The 22,314-nt window shown below is 67.2% G+C and carries 17 protein-coding genes; 8 read left to right on the top strand and 9 right to left on the bottom strand.

Translation table 11 applies throughout. The features are described 5' to 3' along the window. Positions 1 to 9: 9 nt before the first annotated feature. Positions 10 to 1,542, top strand: a complete 1,533-nt coding sequence (locus AC6I21_RS02915) for a deoxyguanosinetriphosphate triphosphohydrolase family protein (RefSeq protein WP_497763397.1) — start codon at positions 10 to 12, stop codon at positions 1,540 to 1,542. A 157-nt stretch (positions 1,543 to 1,699) separates the two neighbouring features. Next, positions 1,700 to 2,647, top strand: a complete 948-nt coding sequence (locus AC6I21_RS02910) for a 2-hydroxyacid dehydrogenase (RefSeq protein WP_497763396.1) — start codon at positions 1,700 to 1,702, stop codon at positions 2,645 to 2,647. Here AC6I21_RS02910 and AC6I21_RS02905 read toward each other — a convergent pair. The 3 genes from AC6I21_RS02905 to AC6I21_RS02895 form a co-directional block, all read right to left on the bottom strand. After that, the gene (locus AC6I21_RS02905; RefSeq protein WP_497763071.1) at positions 2,644 to 4,302 is read right to left on the bottom strand and encodes a flavin monoamine oxidase family protein; all 1,659 of its coding nucleotides are present in this window, start codon (positions 4,300 to 4,302) and stop codon (positions 2,644 to 2,646) included. The two genes, AC6I21_RS02910 and AC6I21_RS02905, sit on opposite strands and share 4 nt — an antisense overlap. 106 nt (positions 4,303 to 4,408) lie before the next feature. After that, on the bottom strand, positions 4,409 to 5,308 hold the full coding sequence (locus AC6I21_RS02900; protein WP_396276687.1) for an IS982 family transposase: 900 nt from the start codon (positions 5,306 to 5,308) through the stop codon (positions 4,409 to 4,411). 105 nt (positions 5,309 to 5,413) lie between these two features. Further along, a complete protein-coding gene (locus AC6I21_RS02895; RefSeq protein ID WP_497763070.1) occupies positions 5,414 to 6,904 on the bottom strand; it encodes an APC family permease in 1,491 nt (496 codons plus the stop codon). Positions 6,905 to 7,037: 133 nt separating this feature from the next. Between AC6I21_RS02895 and AC6I21_RS02890 the strand changes: the two genes are divergently transcribed. Next, positions 7,038 to 8,669, top strand: coding sequence for a PucR family transcriptional regulator ligand-binding domain-containing protein (locus tag AC6I21_RS02890; protein WP_497763069.1), 1,632 nt, complete (start codon positions 7,038 to 7,040; stop codon positions 8,667 to 8,669). Between the two features lie 13 nt (positions 8,670 to 8,682). On the opposite strand, the gene AC6I21_RS02885 is transcribed toward AC6I21_RS02890, so the two are convergent. Together AC6I21_RS02885 and AC6I21_RS02880 are read right to left on the bottom strand one after the other, a co-directional pair. Continuing rightward, positions 8,683 to 9,489: a nitrilase-related carbon-nitrogen hydrolase gene (locus tag AC6I21_RS02885; protein ID WP_497763068.1), complete on the bottom strand. Its 807-nt coding sequence runs from the start codon at positions 9,487 to 9,489 to the stop codon at positions 8,683 to 8,685. Positions 9,490 to 9,755: 266 nt separating this feature from the next. After that, positions 9,756 to 11,978 carry an NADP-dependent isocitrate dehydrogenase gene (locus tag AC6I21_RS02880; RefSeq protein WP_497763067.1) on the bottom strand — a complete coding sequence of 741 codons (2,223 nt, stop codon included), beginning with the start codon at positions 11,976 to 11,978 and terminating at the stop codon, positions 9,756 to 9,758. Between the two features lie 367 nt (positions 11,979 to 12,345). Between AC6I21_RS02880 and AC6I21_RS02875 the strand changes: the two genes are divergently transcribed. From AC6I21_RS02875 to AC6I21_RS02865, 3 genes are read left to right on the top strand one after another with little or no spacing between them, the layout of a single operon-like run. Then, entirely contained in the window at positions 12,346 to 13,104 is a 759-nt protein-coding gene (locus tag AC6I21_RS02875; RefSeq protein WP_497763066.1) for a LamB/YcsF family protein, read from the top strand. After that, positions 13,101 to 14,717, top strand: a complete 1,617-nt coding sequence (locus AC6I21_RS02870; RefSeq protein WP_497763065.1) for a 5-oxoprolinase subunit B/C family protein — start codon at positions 13,101 to 13,103, stop codon at positions 14,715 to 14,717. Before AC6I21_RS02875 ends, AC6I21_RS02870 begins: the two co-directional genes overlap by 4 nt. Further along, positions 14,714 to 15,445: a GntR family transcriptional regulator gene (locus tag AC6I21_RS02865; RefSeq protein WP_497763064.1), complete on the top strand. Its 732-nt coding sequence runs from the start codon at positions 14,714 to 14,716 to the stop codon at positions 15,443 to 15,445. Before AC6I21_RS02870 ends, AC6I21_RS02865 begins: the two co-directional genes overlap by 4 nt. Positions 15,446 to 15,573: 128 nt before the next feature. Here the strand turns inward: AC6I21_RS02865 and purH are convergent, their stop codons facing one another. Next, a complete protein-coding gene (purH, locus tag AC6I21_RS02860; protein ID WP_497763063.1) occupies positions 15,574 to 17,244 on the bottom strand; it encodes a bifunctional phosphoribosylaminoimidazolecarboxamide formyltransferase/IMP cyclohydrolase in 1,671 nt (556 codons plus the stop codon). Positions 17,245 to 17,332: 88 nt separating this feature from the next. Continuing rightward, positions 17,333 to 18,055 carry a hypothetical protein gene (locus tag AC6I21_RS02855; protein WP_138925683.1) on the bottom strand — a complete coding sequence of 241 codons (723 nt, stop codon included), beginning with the start codon at positions 18,053 to 18,055 and terminating at the stop codon, positions 17,333 to 17,335. A 187-nt stretch (positions 18,056 to 18,242) separates the two neighbouring features. Between AC6I21_RS02855 and AC6I21_RS02850 the strand changes: the two genes are divergently transcribed. Then, positions 18,243 to 19,577 carry an MFS transporter gene (locus AC6I21_RS02850; protein ID WP_497763062.1) on the top strand — a complete coding sequence of 445 codons (1,335 nt, stop codon included), beginning with the start codon at positions 18,243 to 18,245 and terminating at the stop codon, positions 19,575 to 19,577. Further along, positions 19,570 to 20,289 (top strand): phosphotransferase, encoded by a 720-nt coding sequence (locus AC6I21_RS02845; RefSeq protein ID WP_497763061.1) that lies wholly within the window; start codon positions 19,570 to 19,572, stop codon positions 20,287 to 20,289. The genes AC6I21_RS02850 and AC6I21_RS02845 overlap by 8 nt, the downstream gene beginning before the upstream one ends. Before the next feature lie 10 nt (positions 20,290 to 20,299). Here AC6I21_RS02845 and purN read toward each other — a convergent pair whose 3' ends face one another. Both purN and AC6I21_RS02835 read right to left on the bottom strand, forming a co-directional pair. Further along, positions 20,300 to 20,872 (bottom strand): phosphoribosylglycinamide formyltransferase, encoded by a 573-nt coding sequence (purN, locus tag AC6I21_RS02840; protein WP_138925681.1) that lies wholly within the window; start codon positions 20,870 to 20,872, stop codon positions 20,300 to 20,302. A gap of 70 nt (positions 20,873 to 20,942) precedes the next feature. Further along, positions 20,943 to 22,109: a calcium:cation antiporter gene (locus tag AC6I21_RS02835; protein WP_497763060.1), complete on the bottom strand. Its 1,167-nt coding sequence runs from the start codon at positions 22,107 to 22,109 to the stop codon at positions 20,943 to 20,945. Positions 22,110 to 22,314: the final 205 nt, after the last annotated feature.

Raw genomic sequence — 22,314 nt, 5'->3', positions numbered from 1 at the left:
GTGACTACGATGAATGCCAGGCAGAAGACCCACCTAAGCGGCGGGCGCGAGCGCGCCATCAACGAAGCTGCACGCCCCGATGAGGACGAGTTCCGTGTGGACATTGAGCGGATCCGCTTCTCCCCCTACTTTTCCCGGCTCTCCGCGGTCACCCAGGTGATCCCGCAGGCCGGGGCCGGCACCGTGGTGCACAACCGGCTGACCCATTCGCTGAAGGTGTCGGCCGTGGCCCGCTCGATCGCGATCGGGCTGCGCAACTCGGATCCGCGCACCCAACAGCTGGTGGAGGAGCTGGGCGGCTGCGACCCGGTGGTGGTGCAGGCCGCGGCCGCCGCCCACGACCTGGGCCACCCGCCGTTTGGGCACCTGGGTGAGCAGGAGCTGGACCGGGTGGCGCGGCAGAGCCTGGGGCTGCCCGACGGGTTTGAGGGCAACGCCCAGACCTTTCGCATCCTCACCGCCCTGGACAGCTGCGACGCCACCGCCCGCGGGCTGAACCTGACCCGGGCGGTGCGCGCCGGGGTGCTGAAGTACCCGTGGTCGCGCAACGAATGGCTGAACCAGCCGCTGCGCTCCCCGCAGGACCTGCCGCGCGGGGCCGGGAACCATTCGGGGGCCGGGGCGGCGAAGTTCTCCTGCTATGACATCGAGATCGCCGAGATGCACGATGTGCTCTCCGTGTTCCCGCGCATCGCCGCCCACCAGCAGACCCTGGAATGCTCGGTCATGGACATCGCCGACGACATCGCCTATGCCGTGCACGACCTGGATGACTTCTACCGGGCCGGGGTGCTGCAGTACACCACGGTCTCCGCCGAGCTGCGGGCCTGGCTGAACCATTCGCGCTCCCTGGCCGAGATCCCCGAAGGGGAACTGGACCTGCGCCGCCCGGGTCACGCGCTGGAGCGCACCTGGCGCCGGCTGCTGGCCAAGGACCCGTGGGTCGCCTGCCCGGAGGCGTTCCGCGACTCGGTGGAACGGGTGGAACACGACCTGGTGGAGGGGCTGTTGGCGGTGCCGTACAACGGCGGGCTGGAGGCGGACCGGGCGGTCACCGGCTTCACCCGGCGCTGGATTGACCGGCTGCAGGCCTCGATCGCGGTGGAACGCACCCCGGTGGTCCGCAGCGGCCACGTCCGGCTCGCGGACGCTGCCTGGCATGATGTGGTGGTGCTCAAGTTCGTGCACTCGCGCTTCGTGCTGGACCGCTCGGATTTGGCGGTCTACCAGCGCGGGCAGACCCGGATCATCTCCTCGCTGGCCGAGGGGTTCAAGGCCTGGCTGAATGACCCGGACGACGCCTCCCGCGCCCCGCGCCGGCTGCTGGATTCGGTGGAGGCCGCCACCGAGGAGTACTGCCAGCTGCGGGCCATGGAGCCGCAGCGCTTTGGGCCGGCCGGGGACGGAGAGGTCCAGCGCCTGGGCCAGGCCCGGGCGATCGTGGACTACATCGCATCCTTCACCGACGCGCAGGCGGTGTCGGTCAACGCTCTGCTGACCGGAACCTCGGAAGGGATCTGGGAAGTGGGCCGCGGGCTCTAGCACCCGGCCCGGTCGCTGCCGAACGCGCCCAACCTTCAGGCAGCCCCTGTCGGTCACATTGCCTGCGGGGATTGGCGCGGCGGCAGGGCTTGTGCCAAGAATGGTCTGGGGTTGGGTCCAAGCCAGGCCCCTGACTTCTACGACGGGATGAACCTTGGTGTTGCGTGTTCTTGTTCCCTCCAACGAGCTGGCCCGCCGCCTGGATCTGCCCGGGGTCGAGCCGATCGTGTGGCATTTGAACGACACTGCCGCGGATGCCCCGCCCGCGCAGGTGCTGGTGACCGAGCGGCCCCGCAACCCGCAGCACCGTGCCAGGGTCTCGCGCATTCCGGGACTGGAGCATGTGCACCTGATGTCGATCGGCTACGAGTGGGTGCTGGAGCACCTGCCCGCCGGGGTGGGGCTGAGCAACTCGCGCGGGGCCATCGAGGACGCGACCGCCGAGCACTGTCTGGCCCTGGTCCTGGCCGCGCTGCGTGGGGTGGGCACCGCCGTGCACCGCCAGCGTGAACAGCGCTGGGAACCCACCTGGGGCGCCAGCCTGCACGGGGCCCGGGTGCTGTTGCTGGGCTACGGCGGGGTGGGCCAGGAAATCGAGCGACGGCTGCTGCCCTTCAAACCAGCACAACTGCTGCCGGTGGCCCGCACGGCGCGCACCCTGCCCGATGGCACGATTGTCCACGGCGTCGATGAGCTGGATTCGCTGTTGCCGCACGCCGAAGTGGTGATCGTGGCGCTGCCGCACACCGATGACACCCAGCGGCTGGTCAGCCAGGGGTTCCTGGCCCGGATGCGTGACGGGGCGCTGTTGGTGAACATCGGCCGCGGCGCCGTGGTGGACACCCCCGCCCTGTTGGCCGAGCTGGAGGCCGGGCGGTTGCGAGCGGCCCTGGATGTCACCGACCCCGAGCCCTTGCCGGCCGGCCACCGGTTGTGGCAGGCCCCGGGCTGCCTGATCACCGCGCACGTGGGCGGGAACACCCACCGGGTGATGGAGCTGGTCTACGACCTGGCGCTCACCCAGGTCCAGGCGCTGGCGGCCGGGACCGAAGCACGAAACATGATCCGCGCCGCAGCCGCCATCCCCCAGGGCCGGGTCCGCTAGTCCAGCGCGATCGGCCCGTATTCCTCCAGGAAGTGGATCGGGCCCGGGTTCGCCGCAAAGCTGTCCCCGCCGAAGTGGCGCATCACCCCGTGCACGGCATTCAGCCCGGTGGTCACCGCACCCTCGGCCCAGCCCGCGGTCCAGGAGATGTCATCGCCGGCCAGGAAGATGCCGCGCTGCGATTCAGGCAGCTCCCGCTGGTCGAAGTGGGTGTACAGCCGCTGCTGGTAGCGGTAGTGGCCCGGTAGGTTGGCCTTGAACGCGCCCATGAAGTTCGGGTCCGCCTCCCAGGAGACGGTGATCGGGGTGCCCACGATGTGGCTGCGGATGTCCAGGCCCGGGTAGATCTGCTCCAGGGAGTGCAGCATCAGCTCGGTACGGCGCTCGGCATCCAGGGACAGCCACTTCAGCGCGTCATCGTTCCAGGTGTAGGACAGCAGAATCACCGCCGGCTTGCCCGGGCCGTTGTCCAGCAGGTAGGTGGCCCGGTTCAGCCGGTCGGTGAGGGTCATGGACATCAGGTCCTGGCCGGTCTTGGGGTCCTTGTCCTTCCAGAACGCCCGGTCCACCATCACGAAGGTCTTGGAGGACTGCATGTAGTGGCTGCGTTCGATGGCGGTCCACATCTTCGGTTCGAAGAGGGACTCCTCCACGTGGATGCCGGTGGACAGCAGCCAGGACTGGGTGGTGGAGACCACCGCATCGAATTCCTGGGTCCGCCCGTGCTTCTCGGTGACCGCGATGCGCTGCCCGTGCGGGCCGTGGCCCTGCCCGCGCACGATCCGGGAGACCGCACCGCGCGGTGCCCCGTGGTGCAGCGAGGACAGGCTGGTGCCGGCCGGCCAGTGCACCAGGTCCTGGGGCGCGTGGTTCCACAGGGCGTGCGGCAGCTTCGCCGCCCCACCGGTGATGCCGCGGTGGTTGTCATCCGCGTCGGTGTACACGACCCGCAGGATTTCCAGGATCGAGTTCGGGAAATCGGTGTCCCAGCCGCCGGTGCCGAATCCGACCTGGCCGAACGCCTCACGGTGCTCGAAGCCGGCTTCCTTGAAGGCCGCCGAGTTGGCGATGAAGCCGTAGAAGGTCTCCTCGTCCAGGTCGCGCACCATCCGGTCCCACAGCTCCTTGATCTTCGCGGTGTCGCGGGAGATCAGGGCCTGCTGCATCCGTTCAAAGTCGGCGTCCTCGGCCAACGCCCGGCGCCAGGCGTCGGCGACCTCGAGGAAGAATGCGGGCAGCTGGTCGGGGCGTTCGGCGTAGACCTTCTCCCCCTTCAGCTCGATCACCGTGGAGGGGGTGGGCCCGGCCATCGGGTTGGGGAATTCGAAGGTGTCGATGCCCAGCTTGTCGATGTAGTGGTAGAACGCCTTGCCGGTGCTCGGGAAACGCATCCCTCCCAGGTCGCAGGTGACCTCCGGGGCGGCGGCGAAGGAGGCGGTGCGCAGCCGCCCGCCGATCTGGTCGGCCTCGAAAATCACCGGCTTGAGCCCCAGCTTCATCAGCTCATACGCGGTGACCAGCCCGGATAGCCCCGCACCGATCACGGCTACCTCGGTGCCGTGATGTTCCCGGGGAATCTGGCCCAGCCCCTCGGCGCCGGCCAGGTAGTGGTCGTAGCTGAAGGGGAAGTCGGGGTTGAGCATGCTCAGGCTCATTCGGTGTTGCTCCTTGGTCGTGCGTGAAACGTTGGGATTGAAAAGTCGTGGGCGGCCCGGCCCGCCAAAACCTAGATGATTAATTCCTAATGGTTGTCCCGTGTGTTCAGTGGTCATACGCGGTCAATGAGCGTTTGCGGGGTGCGTCTATTTTCCAGTTGTGCCAGATCCCGGCCGCCATGGCTAGTAGCTTGGACGCAACACGGGCCATGACACCGCCCAGAGTACGCGCCCCATGACGTTCCAGGCCGAGTTGGCCTTTGAGGGTGTCAAAGACGGACTCAACCCACTGACGAATCCCTCCGAAGTCCCCGAATCGGGGTGTCTCGTCCTTCCGGTCCGGGCGTAGCAGGTGAGCTTTGAGATCTGCGGTGATGAATGTTTCAAACTCCTTGCCGGCGAAGCCCTTGTCCGCCAGGATTACCTGCCCATCGGCGACCAGGTCACTGCTGGCTTCCAACATCGCTGCGATGGCTTCGCGTTCGCCGATTTTCGGGTTGGCCAGGCCCCAGACCACTGGCATTCCCTCGGGCGTGCAGAGTAGGTAGAGCCGTAAGCCCCAGAAGTACCTGGAGTGCGAAGCGCAGTACCCGTACCCGGCCTGCCCGGCCAGGTCTGAGCGTTTGACTGTTTCGCGGGACTGACCACACGGTACCGGGGTGGAGTCCAAAAGTCGCAGAACATCATGCCAGGTGGGAACGTCTTGAGCCAGCGTTGTCAGGGTGTGGGCGATCAGCGGGGCAGCGGCGCGGATGCGCTTGTTGTATCCGGATTGCTGCGGGATATTTGGGAACATCGACTTCAGGTGGGTGCGGGCGTACCGGATCCACCGGGTCTCTGAGGAGTCTGCATGAAGCAGGTGCTGGGCCACGGCCAGGCAGAGCAGCTCCGCGTCGCTGAGTAGCTGGGGTCGTCCCCGCCGTGGTCCGGTGGGCAGGTTCGGGATGACATGGTCAGTGATGAACACGTAGAGTGTTGTCAGGAGAGTGTTTAGGTTTTTGTTCACACCATAACTCTTAACACTCTCCGCTAAGCATTAAAAGGCCTCCTGAACAGATTCTTTCTGTTCAGGAGGCCTTTTCGTACCTATACGGATTTAGGACTTACTCATCTAGTCGGCCGGCCGGTTCAGGTGGGCGTCGATGTACTGCTGCTTGCTCAGCTGCCCCAGCCGGGAGTGGCGCCGGCCGTAGCCGAAGTAGATCACGATGCCCACGCACATCCACAGCCCGAAGACCAGCCAGGTCACCGGAGCCAGCTGGCTCATCAGGAACAGGCAGGCCGCGGCGCCCAGGATCGGGGTGAGCGGGTAGAAGGGCACCTTGAAGGTGCGGGTGGCCAGCGGCTGCTTGCGGCGCAGGTAGATCACCGAGACGCTGACCAGCGCGAAGGCGAACAGGGTGCCGATGCTGGTGGCCTCGGCCAGCTGTCCCAGCGGGATGAAGGCGGCCGTCAGCGCCACCACGCTCCCGGTGATCACGGTGCCGGCGATCGGGGTGCCGGTGCGGGCGTTGACCCGGGAGAAGATGCTGGGCACCAGTCCGTCGCGGGACATGGACAGCAGGATGCGGGTCTGCCCGTAGAGCACGGTGAGCACCACCGAGGCGATGGCCAGCACCGAGCTGGCGGCAAAGAGCAGCACGATCCACTGCTGGCCGGTCAGTTCGTGGATGATCTGCACCAGGGCGGCCTGGGAGCCTTCGAACCACTGCCACTGCCGCGCACCGACGGCGGTGACGGCCACCAGCACGTACGCGGTGGTCACGATGACCATTGACCACAGGATTGCCCGGGGCAGGTCCCGCTTCGGGTTGCGGGCCTCCTCACCGGCGGTGGAGGCGGCGTCGAAGCCGATGTAGGAGAAGAACACGATGGAGGCTGCGCCGGTGACCCCCGCCGCGCCCATGGGCAGCAGCGGTTCAAAGTTTCCGGCGTTGAAGGCGGTGAAGGCAACGATGGAGAAGAACACCAGGATGCCGGTCTTGATGATGACCACCACGGTGTTCACCAGGGCCGATTCACGGGCACCGCGGATCAGCAGGATCGTGGCCAGCCCGACCACGATCAGGGCCGAAAGGTTCACCATTCCGCCTGGCTCGCTGGGTCCTGCCGCCAGGGCGGCAGGCAGCTCCAGGCCGAAGACGCTGAGGGTTTCGTTGACGTATTCGGCGGCGCCCACCGCCACGGCCGCCACCGAGACCGCGTACTCCAGCACCAGGCACCAGCCGCACACCCAGGCGATGCCCTCGCCCAGGGTGGCGTAGGAGTAGGAGTAGCTGGACCCGGAGACCGGCACCATGCCGGCCATTTCCGCGTAGCTGACCGCCGAGAGCAGGGCGGTGACACCGGCGAGCAAGAAGGAGATGAAGACCGCCGGTCCGGCGATCGGCACCGCCTGGCCAAGGATCACCAAAATGCCGGTGCCCAGGGTGGCACCCACGGAAATCATGGTGAGCTGGAAAACGCCCAGGGTGCGCTTCAGCTGCCCGCCGCCGTTGTCGGCGTGGGCTGACTCCACCATGTGGGAAATCGACTTACGGCGTCGAAGCTGCGCCGTCAGCGTGGGGCGTGGGGACCTGGTCAAGCCGCTCGGTGTACTCATGATGTTCCTTGCGTAGCTGTTCATCCATCGCTTTCCAGACTAGGTCTGTGAGCGGCATCTCAACCCTAGCCGATTTGAACTAAACTTTGAGCACATGGGACAAAATGCACCGGACTGGTTGGATCGCGCACCTGTGGCTGAAGACGCCGAGGTGCCCTGGGAAGGACTGACGGTGGCCCGCTTCCTGCGCGAAATCCGCGGCGGGGTGCGGGTCGTGGTGGAGGGCGGGGACGCCCCGCTGCACTGGGTGGAGCCCAGCGACTTGGCCGACCCCACCGCCTACCTGATCCCCCACGAACTGGTGCTGACCACCGGCGCCCAATGGCTGGACGTGCCGGCCGGGCCGCAGCGCGATCGGCGGATCGATGACTACGTGGCCGCACTGGTTGGTGCCCGGGCCAGCGCCCTGGGCTTTGGCACCGAACCCTATTTCCAAAACGTGCCTGCGGCCCTGAGCGCCGCCTGCCGCCGCCACGGACTGAGCCTGTGGCAGATCGATGTTTCCGTGCCGTTCGCGCACCTGGGCATCACGTTCGCCAAACTGCTGCGCAGTGACACCGCGCGGATGATGAAGGATGTGGCCGAGGCGAACCGGGCGCTGCTGCGCGCCCTGGACCGCGACCGGCCCGAGACGAGGCTGATCGAGGAGCTGGCCCCACGCATCGGCGCGGCCGTGCAGCTGTTGGACCCCAATGGCCGCCTGCGCCATGTGGCCCGCGGCAGCAGCGTGGACCTGCCCGATGAGGATGCCCTGCACGCGGTGCGCCACAAGCTCGCCTCCCACCGTTCGGCACGCCTGGAGGTGCTCAGCGACGGGGCGGCCACGCACCTGGTCTACCCGTTGCGGGCCCGCCAGCCCACGGCCTCCCCCGGCCAGAAGGATGCCGCCAGCCAGCGTCCGGACCCGGGAACCGGCACCCTGGTGCTCTCCCTGGCCGAACCCCCGTCGGTCGCGGTGCGCAGCATCGCCGGCACGGCGTTGAGCCTGCTGGAGGTCATCTTGCATCAGCGCCTGGTTGGCTCCTTCGCCGCGACCCAGCTGGCCACGCTGCTGGCGCTGGGAATCACCGGGCAGGACCCCGAATCGGGGCGCACCGATGAGCTGCTTGATGCTGCGGTGGGCGGAAACCCCAGGCAGCCGCTCCACGTGGTGCTCGCCGCCGGCCAGGAAGACGGGGACACCGATCCCGATCACCAGGTGGTGCTTTGCCGCAGCCTGTTCGACACCCGGCTGGTGGCCCGGCTGGATGGGCAGCTGGCCGTGGTCACCCGCCAACCGGTCGACGACCCGTTGATGCTGCGCGCCCGGGAAGCGGGAATGCTGGTGGCGGTCTCCCGCGCCCTGGATCCGTCCGCCGCCGGGTGGCGGCAACGCGGCGCGGAACTGCACGAGGCCTATCTGCAGGCCGCGGGGCTGCTGCGGCGGGTGCTCGATGAGCAGCGCAGCCTCAGGGCCGCGGATCTGGGCAGCACCTTCGCCGACTTGCTGCCGCTGAATGCGGCTCGACAACTGGCCCATGACCTGCTCGCCCCGCTGCTGGAACTGCCCGCGGCCCGCCGCGAGCTGTACTTGAGGGTGCTGCGTTCCTGGCTGGAGGCCAACGGGCAGTGGGATGCCTCGGCAGCCGCTGCGCAGCTGCACCGCAACTCCATGCGCCGGCACGTAAGCGCCATTGCCGAGCTGTTGGGCGTGGACCTGTCCGAGGCGGCGGTGCGTCAGGAGCTTTATCTGGCGCTGCGTTTCATTTCCAATACCGGAACATAGTCCAGCCCAGCGGCTAGTCCGCCCAGGTTTCGGCACCCCAGCGCTGGTAGAGGTCGTTGCGCAGTTCGGCCAGGTAGGGGGTGATCCGCTGGGCTTCGCTCACCTGGCGGGCCGCAAGGTCGGTGATCAGCAGTTCGGCCTCGGCCCCGGCGGCGGCCAGCACGGTGCCGGAGGGCGCCGCCACCACCGAGTGCCCCGAGAGCTCCAGTCCGGCCTCCATGCCGCTGTGGTTCGCGTACGCCACGTAGACCCCGTTTTCCATGGCGCGGGCCGGAATCAGCGAATCGGTGACCGGATCGTTGCCCACGCTCAACGCGGTCGGCACGATGACCAGCTCGGCACCACGAACGGCCGCGGCGCGTACGGTTTCGGGGAATTCAACGTCAAAGCAGATCATCAGCCCGATGCGCAGGCCCTCAAGCTCGAACAGGGCCGGGGCGCCGGTGCCGGGCTTGAACACCCGCTGCTCCTCGGGCCCGTAGAGGTGCACCTTCACATAGCGGGCCAGCTGGGCCCCGTTCCGGTCCACCACATAGCCGACAATCATCCACTGGCCGTCAACGTATTCCGGTAGGCAATAGGCAATCGCGATCCCGGCGGCGCGCGCCACCTCGGGCATCCGCTGGCCCCACGCCGCGGCCTGCTCGGGGACAAGCCGCTGGAGGATCTGCTCGGGCGCGTACCCGCTAATGAACAGCTCAGGCGTCAGCAGCAGGTCGGCTTCGGCCTTGGCGGCCTGCTCGGCCGCATGGGCGATCAGGGAAATGTTCGCGTCCCCATCCAGCACGGTCGCGGTGTCTTGCAGCATTGCCAGTCGCATGGTGATGTCCACTTCCTCGTCAGTACTACTTCAAGGCTAGGGGTCGTTACCGATGCCGCCGAGTTAAAAAAGTCCCAGTTTCCCGGGGGCGCAGGATGTTTTGCACCAGCCATGGCTGGTTTCGCTGGGAGCCCGGACGGGTCAGGCCGACCCGGAACCCGGCAGCTGGTGCAGGATGTCGGGGCCACTGAATGGTTGCGCATCCGCCTTAACGAGTGGAGGCACCAGCCCATGGCTGGTGCCTCCAGTGGTTCAGCGCGCCGGGACTACTTGGTCAGCAGTTCCAAAGCAGCGTTCAGGGTCTTGCTCGGACGCATGACCGCGGTGGTCTTGGCCTCGTCCGGACGGTAGTAGCCGCCCAGTTCAACACTGTGGCCCTGGACCTCGGCCAGCTCGCTGAGGATGGTTTCCTCATCGTCGGACAGTGCCTTGGCCACGTCGGCGAAGGCGGCCGCCAATTCGGCGTCCTTGTCCTGCTTGGCCAGCTCCTCGGCCCAGAACTTGGCCAGGTAGAAGTGGCTGCCGCGGTTGTCCAGCTCGCCCACCTTGCGCTTGGGCGACTTGTTTTCCAGCAGGAAGGTACCGGTCGCGGCGTCCAGCGTGTCGGCCAGCACCTGGGCGCGGGCGTTGTCGTAGTTGCTGGCCAGGTGCTCGAAGGAAGCGGCCAGGGCCAGGAACTCACCCAGCGAGTCCCACCGCAGGTGGTTCTCGTTCACCAGCTGCTGTACGTGCTTCGGGGCCGAGCCACCGGCACCGGTCTCGAACAGGCCGCCGCCGGCCAGCAGCGGAACGATCGAGAGCATCTTTGCGCTGGTGCCCAGCTCCAGGATCGGGAACAGGTCGGTGAGGTAGTCGCGCAGCACGTTGCCGGTCACCGAGATGGTGTCCTCGCCCTTGCGGATGCGCTCAATCGAGTACTTGGTGGCCTCGATCGGCGAGAGGATCTTGATGGTCAGGCCCTCGGTGTCGTGCTCCTTGAGGTATTCGTTGACCTTCTTGATCAGCACCGCGTCGTGGGCGCGGTTCTCATCCAGCCAGAACACCGCCGGGGTCCGGGAGGCGCGGGCGCGGTTGACGGCCAGCTTCACCCAGTCGCGGATGGCAACGTCCTTGGTCTGGCAGGCGCGCCAGATATCGCCGGTGAAGACCTGGTGCTCGATCAGTACGGTGCCGAACTCGTCCAGCACCTGGACGTGGCCGTTGCCGGTCATCTCGAAGGTCTTGTCGTGCGAGCCGTATTCCTCGGCCTTCTGGGCCATCAGGCCCACGTTCGGCACGGTGCCCATGGTGGTCGGGTCGTAGGCGCCGTTGGCGCGGCAGTCCTCGATCACGGCCTGGTAGACGCCGGAGTAGGAGGAGTCAGGCAGCACGGCCAGGGTTTCGGCTTCCTCGCCGTCCGGGCCCCACATCTTTCCGCCCAGGCGGATCATGGCCGGCATCGAGGCGTCGACGATCACATCGGAGGGCACGTGCAGGTTCGTGATCCCCTTGTCCGAATCCACCATGGCCAGCTTCGGGCCCTCTTCCAGGCCCTTGGCGATCAGCTTCTCCACGCCCTCGCGGACCTCGTCGGTCAGCTCGTCCAGCCCGCCGAGGATGGCGGCCAGGCCGTTGTTCGGGTTCAGCCCGGCGGCTTCCAGCTGCTCGCCGTAGGTGTCGAACAGCTCAGAGAAGTAGGCCTTGACGACATGGCCGAAGATGATCGGGTCGGAGACCTTCATCATGGTGGCCTTCAGGTGGGCGGAGAACAGCACGTCATCGCGCTTGGCGCGGGCCACGGCGTCCTTGAGGAACTCGTCCAGGGCCGCCACGTGCATGACGGTGCCGTCGATGACCTCGCCGGCCAGCACCTTGAACGGCTTCTTCAGGATCTTGACTTCACCGTCTTCGGCGACAAAGCGGATCGAGATGCTCTTGTCCTTGTCGATGACCACGGACTTCTCGTTCGAGGCGAAGTCATCGGCACCCATGGTGGCGACATTGGTCTTCGAGTCGGAGGACCAGGCACCCATCGAGTGCGGGTTCTTGCGGGCGTAGTTCTTCACGCTCAGTGGCGCGCGGCGGTCCGAGTTGCCTTCACGCAGCACCGGGTTCACGGCCGAACCCTTGATCTTGTCGTAGCGGGCGCGGATGTCGGTTTCCTCATCCGAGCTCGGGTTGTCCGGGTAATCGGGCAGGGCGTAGCCGGCGGCCTGCAGTTCGGCGATCGCGGCTTTCAGCTGCGGGATCGATGCGGAGATGTTCGGCAGCTTGATGATGTTGGCCTCGGGGGTCTTGGCCAGGTCACCCAGCTCGGCCAGGGCATCGGCGATGCGCTGTTCCTCGGTCAGGTAGTCCGGGAAGCTGGCGATGATGCGGCCGGCCAGCGAGATGTCGCGGGTTTCCAGCTCCACCCCGGCGGTCGAAGCGTAGGCCTCGACGATCGGCAGGAACGAGTGGGTCGCCAGCATCGGCGCTTCATCGGTGTGGGTGTAGATAATCTTGGCCATAGGTGTGGCGTCTCCCTGATCGTCGTGCGGAAGCGGGGTTAACCGCCCTAAACTCAACGTTCCCAACTTACCTGATTTCGGGCTCCACGACACGTTTTGTGGCCTAGTTATCCCTGCGAACTGCCCTGATTTTGCGCTGAAATGTCGGGCTTGGCGGCCCCAGATCGGCATCCCCGCTTTAAGTTAAGGTCTCGTAACTCAAACCGCTTTTTCGCAAACCCCGCCATGGGAGGGGCATAACAGCAACCCAGACGCCTCCGGGACTCCCGCCGGAAGAACCCGGCAACGAGCACGCAACCAGATTGTTGAACAATCCAGTCATTTGCTGCATGGTTAAGGTCGGAGGCAAGTAGAGACGGGGATCACAGTGCAATACATCGACCTGAATTCCGATGTGGGCGAATCGTATGGAAGCTGGAGCATGGGAGATGACACCGCGATCTTCCAATCCGTCTCCTCGGCCAACGTGGCCTGCGGATTCCATGCCGGTGACCCGCGCACCATCGCCCACACCTGCCGCGAGGCGGCGAAGGCGGGCATCACCATCGGGGCTCATGTCGGGTACCACGACCTGGCCGGGTTCGGTCGCCGCTTCATTGAGGTTCCGGGCAGCGAACTGGCAGATGACTTGCTCTACCAGCTGGGGGCGATGGACGCCATGGCCCGGGCTGCCGGCAGCGAAGTCAAGTACGTCAAACCGCATGGCGCCTTGTACAACGCCATCGTGCACCATGAAGAGCACGCCCAGGCGGTGATTGACGCGATACGGGCCTTCGGACGCGACCTTCCCGTGCTCCTGCTTCCCGGGTCGATCGCCCTGGACAAGGCCGAACGTTCCGGGTTGCGGGCGGTCAGCGAGGCCTTTGCCGATCGCAGCTACAACCCGGACGGAACCTTGGTTTCGCGTACGGATCCCGCTGCCGTCCTGCATGATCCCCAACGCATCACCCAGAACATGATTCGCCTGGCCAGCGAAGGCACCATCCGGGCCATCGATGGCACCATCATCCGCACTTCCGCTGAGAGCATCTGCGTTCACGGGGATACGGCCGGAGCCGTGGCGGTGGCCGCCGCGGTGCGTGGCGGGCTGGAATCCTCGGGGATAGACATCAAGAGCTTCGCATGACGATCGATGCCGTCCACTTTGCCGGCACCCGAGCGGTGCTCGTGGAGCTGTCCGATGCCGCGTCCGCGATGGCGCTGACCGCCTGGCTGGAATCCCATCCCCTGCCAGGACAGCAGGATGTGCAAACCGGTGCGCGCACGGTGTTGCTCAGGACCGACTGCCTGCCCAATGCCGGCTACGCGTACCGGGTCATTCCCACGCTGCATCTTGACCTGGACCGCCGGCACGAAGGCGAGCTCATCACGGTGAACGTCAGTTACGACGGGCCGGACCTGCACGCGGTGGCCGAGCTGCTCGGCCTGAGCACCGAAGCGCTGATCGAACTGCACAGTTCACGACGGTGGGCTGCCGCATTTACCGGCTTTGCCCCGGGATTCGCCTACCTGCAGTCCGAGGGCACGCCCTTGGAGGTTCCACGTCGCAGCACGCCTCGAACCACGGTGCCCGCCGGCGCGGTTGCCCTGGGCGGGAAGTACTCGGCCATCTACCCCGCGGCGTCCCCCGGCGGCTGGCAGCTGCTCGGGCATACCGACACCCGCATGTGGGACGTGAACCGCACGCCCCCGGTCCTGGTGCAACCGGGCGACAAGGTGAAATTCGTGCCGCAACGCGCGGCACTGCGACTGAGCGCTCCTGCCGCGAACCACCAGCCACCGGCACCACAGGTGACGTCGGGGGTGGAAGTCATCAGCCCCGGCCCGCAATCAACGATCCAGGATGCAGGACGCCGCGGCGCCGGCAACCTTGGCGTTTCCCCCTCCGGCGCTGCGGATGTGATTTCGGCGCACCAGGCGAACAGGCTGGTCGGGAACCTGCCCGGTGCGCCCGTCATCGAGACCCTTGCCGGTTCGCTGCGGGTGCGGGCCATTGGCCACCAGGTGCTGGCGGTCAGCGGGGCCGAGGTGCGGCTCGAGATCCACGGCGAGGCCCAGGATCACACCAGCATGCGCACCGCAGAGATGAACGTGCCGTTCATCCTCAGGGACAAGGAAACCTTGAGCTGTTCCGCGGCCACGGCCGGGCTTCGCAGCTACCTGGCGGTCCGAGGCGGCTTTGATGGCCACCGGGTTCTGGGCTCCCTGTCCACCGATTCCCTCTCCGGCCTCGGACCAGCACCCCTGCAACCCGGCGAGCGCCTGCCCACGGCGAGGATCCGCGGCACCCATCCGGTGGGCGGCGCCGAACCCTCCACGCTGCCCCAGCCCGAGCCGGACGGATGTTTTAGGCTGCGCCTCGTGGCCGGTCCACGCGATGATTGGTTCGGACCGGAGGGCCTGGAACGGCTTGTTTCCCAAACGTGGGAAGTCAGTGCCCAGTCCAACCGGGTGGGACTGCGCCTGAGCAATGCCGCGGGCGGCAGGCCGCTGGTCCGGCTGCGCGACGGTGAGCTTAAAAGCGAAGGCATGGTCCGCGGTTCGCTTCAGGTTCCCCCTTCCGGATTGCCCGTGCTGTTCCTGGCAGATCACCCGGTGACCGGCGGCTATCCGGTCATCGCGACCTTGGTCGATGAGGACGTCTCAAAGGCCGCTCAGCTCGCCCCCGGCACCCCCATCCGCTTTGTGCTGCTGGAACCCGGCTCATCGATGCCGCGGACGGGAGGTGGGCGCAGATGAACGAGCCCCATCAAGCAGCCGCCGCCACGGATGCTGCCCCCTGCCACGGCCTGTTGGAACGCGGGGTGGCCGCTCACGCGCACACCGGCGCGTGGGTGGCCGAACGGCTGCGTGCGCTCATCGCCGCGGGCAAGATGGTTCCCGGCCAAAAGCTTGGGGAAAAGGCGCTCTCCGAAACCTTTGGGATCTCCCGCAACACGTTGCGCGAGGCGTTCCGGATGTTGAACAACGAACTGATCATCACGCGGGTCCCCAACCGCGGGGTGTTCGTGGCTTGTCCCGGGCCGGAGGATGTACGTGAAATCTACGCGGTGCGCCGGATGATCGAACCGGCGGCGGTGGCCTGGGGCGCGGACCTAAATGTTGCCCAACTGCACCGCACCGTGGTTTCTGGCCTGGAGGCGATGGCGGCCAGCGACACGGTCGGGGTCGCGGATGCGAACCAGCGGTTTCACGAGCAGATTGTTGCCGGGTCAGGCAGCAGGCACCTGCAGGAGCTGATGCACCGCGTGCTGGCCCGGATGCGGTTGGCGTTCCAGTCGGCGCAGGGCACCACGGATTTTCATCGCACCTACTTGCAGGGCAATGTGAACGTCGTGGGACTGCTCGATCGCGGGCAGCGGGTCGCGGCAGCCGATGAACTGCGCAGCTACCTGGAAGCGACCGAAAGCGAGCTGCTCTCACGGTTATCCGCCACGGCGCCGGGCGCTGCCCCTCGACGCGGTTAAAGCGCGTTTCCGCTGCCGCCACCGGCGGCTTGCCGACACAAAATCCCCGGGAGGCACCGGCAAGACGCGGCGGGCCCCCGCCCGCCTGAGTCATTCAGGTCGTGCGGGGGCCCGCCATGCGCCAGGATCTAGTGGAAGAAGTGGCGGGCGCCGGTGAAGTACATGGTGATGCCGGCTTCGTTCGCCGCAGCGATCACTTCCTCATCGCGTACCGAGCCGCCGGGCTGGACTACCGCCTTGACTCCGGCGTCAATCAGGATCTGCAGGCCATCGGCGAACGGGAAGAACGCGTCCGAGGCCGCCACGGCGCCCCGGGTGCGGTTCTTGGACTCGGCGCCGTCCACGTTCTCGGCCCCGCCGGCGGCGTCGGCCCCGGATTCAACGCTCACGCCCAAGGTGTTGGCGCGTTCCACGGCCAGCTTGCAGGAGTCCACGCGGTTGACCTGTCCCATGCCGATGCCCACCGCGGCACCGTCCTTGGCCACCAGAATGGCGTTGGACTTGGCGGCGCGCACCGCACGCCAGGCGAAGGCCAGGTCGGCCAGGGTCTGCTCGTCGGCGGCCGAGCCGGCGGCCAGCGTCCAGTTGGCCGTGTCATCACCGTCGGCTGCGATGGTGTCCGACGCCTGGATGAGCATGCCGCCGGAAATCTGGCGGAACTCGTTGGCGGCGCGGCGGTACCCCTCCGGCAGGGTCAGCAGGCGGATGTTCTTCTTGGCCGAAAGGATCTGCACGGCCTCATCTTCGAAGTCTGGGGCGATGACCACCTCGGTGAAGATGCCCTTGACCGTGTCGGCCATCGCCTTGGTGACGGTGCGGTTCGCGGCGATCACCCCGCCGAAGGCGGAGACCGGGTCGGTGGCGTGGGCCTTGGCGTGGGCGTCGGCGATCGGGTCCGCGGCGCCCGGGGTGGCCACCGCAACACCGCACGGGTTGGCGTGCTTGATGACGGCCACGGCTGGTTCGCTGAAGTCGAAGGCGGCGCGCAGGGCGGCGTCTGCGTCCACGTAGTTGTTGTAGCTCATCGGCTTGCCGTGCAACTGCTTGGCCTGGGCGATCCCGGCCGGCGCGGCGGCATCGGTGTACAGGGCGGCCTGCTGGTGCGGGTTTTCCCCGTAGCGCAGCACCGCTTCGCGTTCCAGGGCCACCCCGGCGTAGGCCGGCCACTGGACCTGGCCCTGTTCGTCCTCGTCCAGGAACTGGCTGGCGGTCCAGGAGGCCACGGCCGTGTCGTAGGCGGCGGTGTGGGCGTAGGCCTTGGCGGCCAGGCGCTGGCGGGTCTTCAGGTCGAAGCCCCCGGCCTTGGCGGCCTCGATGACCTGCCCGTAGAAGGAGGGGTCCACCACGATGGAGACCGCAGCGTGGTTCTTCGCGGCCGAACGCACCATGGCCGGACCGCCGATGTCGATCTGCTCGACCACGTCGTCCTGCGCGGCGCCGGAGGCGACGGTCTGCACGAACGGGTACAGGTTGACGACCACCAGGTCGATCGGGTCAATGTCCATGGAGGCCAGGGTGTCCATGTGCTTGCCCACGCGGCGGTCGGCCAGGATGCCGCCGTGGATCCGCGGGTGCAGCGTCTTCACGCGCCCGTCCAGCATTTCCGGGGAACCGGTAACCTGTTCCACCTCGGTGACGGGGATGCCGGCCGCGGCGATGCGCTGGGCCGTTGAACCGGTGGAGACCAGCTGCACCCCTGCCTCATGCAGTCCGGCGGCCAGCTCCTCCAGACCGGTCTTGTCGTAAACGGAAATCAGGGCGCGACGGATCGCTACACGGTCTAGGGCGGTCTTGCTCACGTAAATGGTCTCCCGGGCAGTGCGACATTGTGGTTGCGGCGGCACGGCGGCCGCCGCAACCATTCTAGCCCCGGGGTGCGGTCAACCTTCAGGATGTTTCGGACAGGGTCTGGTCCTGGACGATGTCGGGGAAATGTTCGCTGAGCTGTTCCGGGGTGAGGCACAGCTTCAGCAGTGTCTCGGCGTGGTCGTCGTCGGCCACGTAGGTGACCAGGTCCAGCTTGGTGCGTTCGTTCAGGGCATCACGCAACCCGATGGCCACCCTGACCATGGTGCGGTAGTAGGCGCGGATGGTTTCGCTCCACCCCTCACGCTGGGCCTGGGTGGCCAGCGCGTCGCTCCAGATTTCGGCGGCCACCTCCTCCACCAGCCCGATGGAGGACCAGTGCCATTCGGTGGGTTCCCACTTATCCGAATAGAATCCGTCATCGTCGTCGGCTTCCAGGTCCGCTTCCAGCGCCTGCAGCACATCGTCCAGGTCCTGGCCGTCGTGGTCCTCGTCCTCGGCCCCGTGCCCGTCCGTGGAGTCATCCTCCGTTTCACGGTCCCCGGGTTCGACGCCGGAGTAGTCATCGGCGTCCGCCCGGTCCTCGTATTCCTCGTCCTCGTCCAGGTCCTCGCCGCGCGCCACCAGCAGTTCGCGGGTTTCGGTCAGCCGGTCGCGTTCCAGCGCCTGGATGGAGTTCAACGCCAGCAGGGGCATGTCAATGGACTCGGACTCCTCGCTGCTGACCCCGTGCAGGGCAATCGCGTAGAAGTCCTGGGTCGGGTGTTGTTCCAAAATCTCCGCCGCGTGTCGAAGGGCGGACACCCGTAGCGCCTCTTCGAGAGCGGTCCAATCTACTCCCATGTCCAGAGATTACCCCGTTCGGCGGGCCACCGGTAGGCCTTGACGCACCGGGCAATCGGGCGTAGCGATGTGCCCGAAGCCACGGCAGTGTCGGTAGGCTACTGCCTGTTGCCTCCGCAGCCGCATCCTCCACCGAAGGACTTTGACCGTGTCTACCATTACCCGCCCCTCCGGCGCCCGCATTGTGCAGGAGCTGCCCTTCAAGTGGTCCGTGCAGGGCTCGATCTTCATCATCGGCGGCCTGGGGTTCATGTTCGACGCCTGGGACGTGACGCTGAACGGCGCACTGATCCCGCTGGTCGCCGCCGAGTGGGGGCTGGAGCGCACCACCGCGGCGCTGCTGGGCACCTCGAACCTGGTGGGGATGGCGATCGGCGCGTTCATCTGGGGCGGGCTGGCGGACCGCTATGGGCGCAAGAAGGCGTTCTCGGCGACCCTGCTGATGTTCTCGGTCTTCACGGTGCTGGGCGCGCTGTCCCCGAACTTCGGGTTCTTTGTGGCGTTCCGCTTCCTGGCCGGTGTGGGCTTGGGCGGCTGCATCCCGGTGGATTATGCGCTGGTGGGCGAGTTCACCCCGGCCCGGCTGCGCGGCAAGGTGCTCACCGCCATGGACGGGTGGTGGCCGGTGGGTGCGGCGCTGTCCTTCTTCATTTCCGGGGCCGTGATTGCCACGACCGAGAACTGGCGGCTGATCCTGGTGGTGATGATCCTGCCGGCGCTGCTGGTCTACTTTGTGCGCCGCCAGGTGCCCGAGTCCCCGCTGTACCTGGCCTCGCGGGGCCGGGAGTCCGAGGCGCGGGCGGTGATTGACGACCTGGTGACCCGCACCGGGGCCAAGGTGCGCGAGTACCGGATCGAGGTGCCGGACGCCAAGCCCACACCGTGGTGGCAGCAGGTGGTGGCGCTGTGGCGGTACTCCCCGTCGCTGACCGCGACCAGCTGGCTGCTGTTCATCACCATCCTGCTGGTCTACTACCTGGCACTGACCTGGCTGCCCACCATCCTGGCCGAGGCCGGGATGGCCCAGTCCGCGGCCCTGTTCACCACCGCGGTGATGGCGTTGATGGGTCTGCTCGGGGTGGTGATCGCCGCCCTGCTCGTTGAGCGGGTGGGCCGCAAGTGGCTGCTGGGCGTTTCCGCGCCACTCTCCGGTCTGGTGCTGGTGCTGGTGGCCCAGGTGCTTCACGTGCCGGCCGCCGCCATCGGCTGGGTGCTGGTGTTCGGGATGGTGGTGCAGGTGGCGATCCCGGTGCTCTACGCCTATGTCTCGGAGCTGTACCCCACCGAGCTGCGCGCCTCGGGGTTCGGGTGGGCCTCGACCATGTCCCGGCTGGCGGCCGGGTTCGGTCCGCTGCTGTTCGCCGCACTGTGGCCGGTGGTGGGCCTAAGCGCCCTGTTCGCCGGGGCGACCGTGCTGGTGGTGCTGGCCCTGCTGGTCATGGCGCGGGTGGCCCCGGAAACCAAGGGCCGCGAGCTTGACTGAACTTCCCGCCCACCTGCCGCAGCACCTGCTGCGGCTGGCCGCGGACGGCGGGGCCGAACCGGTGTGGCGCAACGAGCTGGGTGGGACGACCTTTCGGCTGGCCCCCGCAGGCCGGTGCCTGTACCTGAAGTGGCAGCCGCGCCCGCCGGTTGACCGGCAAGATGCGCGGGCGGTGGATTTGGCGGCCGAGGCCCGGCGGCTGCGCTGGGCCCGGATGTATCACCCGGTTCCCCTGGTGCTCGGGCAGGGAGCCACATCCGACGGATCCTGGCTGCTGACCCAGGGGGTTGTCGGCACCAGCGCCGTGGATGAGCGGTGGCGCGCCGAGCCGCGCACCGCCGTCGTCGCGATCGCCCGGGGCCTGCGAAGGCTGCATGAGACCCTGCCGGTCGAGGACTGCCCGTTCACCGGCAGCTGGGCGCAGCCCCACGCGGCACGGCTTCTGGCACCGCAGCAGTTGGTGGTCTGCCACGGGGACCCGTGCGTGCCGAACACGTTGCTGGATTCGTCCGGCGATTTTGCCGCCCACGTGGACCTGGGGCTGCTGGGGGTGGCGGACCGCTGGTCGGACCTGGCGATTGCCAGCTACAGCATCGGCTGGGACATCAACTTCGGCCCCGGCTACGAGGAGCTCTTCTTCAGCGCCTACGGGGTGGCGCCGGATTGGGAGCGCATTGCCGCCTACCGCGCGTTGTGGGACGCGCCGGAATAGTGCGTCCGGGCTACGCCTTGCCGGCGGCCAAATCCGCCAGGGTGGCGATCAGCAGCCGGCGTTCAACCACCTTGATGCGCTCGTGCAGGGATTCCTCGGTGTCCCCGGGCAGCACCTCGACCGCCTCCTGGCGCAGGATCGGGCCGGTGTCCACCCCGGTGTCGGCGATGTGCACGGTGCAGCCGGTCACCTTCACCCCGTACGCCAGGGCGTCACGCACCCCGTGGGCGCCGGGGAAGGACGGCAGCAGTGCCGGGTGGGTGTTGATGTAGGTGCCCTCGAAGGCATTGATGAACTCCTCGTTCACAATGCGCATGAAGCCCGAGGAGATGACGTAGTCCGGGGCGTAGGACAGGCACTTTTCGGTCAGCGCATGGTTCCATTGCGCCCGCTCGGAATAGTCCTTGAAGTTCACCACGAAGGTTTCAATCCCGGCATCCGCGCAGCGCTGCACCCCCAGGGTGCCGTGCTTGTCCGCGCCGACCGCCGCAATTTCCACATTGGGCAGCTCGCCGCTGGCGATCGCGTCGATGACTGCCTGGAGATTCGAACCGGTGCCGGAAACCAAAACCACAATACGCATGGCTTCAATTCTACGGTGGCTGCGCCCGCCGCCTGGCACCGGCAAGGTGGGCGGGCGCAGCAGCGGCCCGCTAGGCGAACACCACCAGCCCGTAGACCACGAACAACGCCAGGTGGGCGGCCCCGTGCACGGCGGTGACCCGCTTCGCCCCGAACCCGGCCACGGTCATCAGCAGGGTCAGCCCAAGCAGCAGCAGGTTTGCCGGGGATTCACCGAGCACGACGCTCTGCCCGGTGAGCATGCCGATGACCAGCACGGCGGGAATCGTGACGCCCACCGTGGAGACCAGCGCGCCGTGGCACAGGTTGCTCACCCGCTGGATTTCCCCGTTCAGGGCGGCGCGCACCGAGGTGATGGATTCGGGCAGGAACACGATCATGGCAATCAGGATCCCGGACAGGGCCACCGGTGCCCCCAGCCGGCCCAGGCCGACGTCCAGCAGGCTGGCCATGTCATGGGAGAGCAGCACGATCGGCAGCACCGTGATGACCAGCAGTCCCAGCCGCAGCAGCACTTCGGTGCGGTGGGTGGCCAGCAGCTGACCGATCGGGGTCCGTTGCGCACCGGCCTGGCCCTCGGTTCCGCCAATCCCCAGGCGCTGGATCACCTTGGGGTCCACCTCAATGAAGTCCCCGGACTGCGCCCCCATTTGGCGGTACAGGAAGTAGGCGTACAGCACGACGGTGAGCAGAACCAGTGGGATCTCCTGCGCGGTGGTGTAGCTGCCCCCGGTGCCGATCAGCGCCGGCAGGGCGAACGCCAGGGAGGTGAGCACCACCAGCATCGCCAGGTAGGCCGAGGCACCGGTGCGGTTGGGGGCCATGGCCCCGTGCCGGGTGCCTCCCACCAGCAGGGACAGGCCGATCACCAGGTTCATGATGATCATCGACACCGCCATGACCGAGTCGCGGGCGATCGTCGAATGATCGCCCGGGCCCAGCATGACCGCGGAAATCAGGATGACTTCGATCAGCACGATGGACAGGGTCAGCACCAGCGAACCGTAGGGGTCTCCCAGCCGGCGCGCGAGCTGCTCGGCTTCGTGCACCACCCCGAAGGAGCACAGCAGGATGACCGCGACGATCACTGACAGGGCCAGCACCAGCAGCCCGCCGGACACCGGTGGGGCGAGGAACCGCCCCAGCCCGAGCAGCAGGAAGAAGGTGCCCCAGCCAAGGATAAGCCGGAGGATGGCCACCGGGGTGACGATTGATCGCAACAAGGAAGTGGAACGCAAGGGTTCAGAACCTATTCCATGGGGTCGTCCCCATGTCGAGCGAGCGGACGGGTCGTCCCGACCGGAAAAACGGCAATGTGCCTGCCTTCAGGGTAGATCAGCGGGCTGCGGGGAGCCAATTGGTGGCCCGGCACCGCGTGGTGCTGGCCATGGGCCCAGCCCACCGCCTGGGCTACCGGCCGGCAGGCGGCGCACTGGCGCTCTT

This window comes from Glutamicibacter sp. St.4D3 (assembly GCF_059728615.1).
The sequence above is the reverse complement of the archived record's forward strand: the minus strand, read 5'-3'. Positions and strand labels throughout refer to the sequence as shown.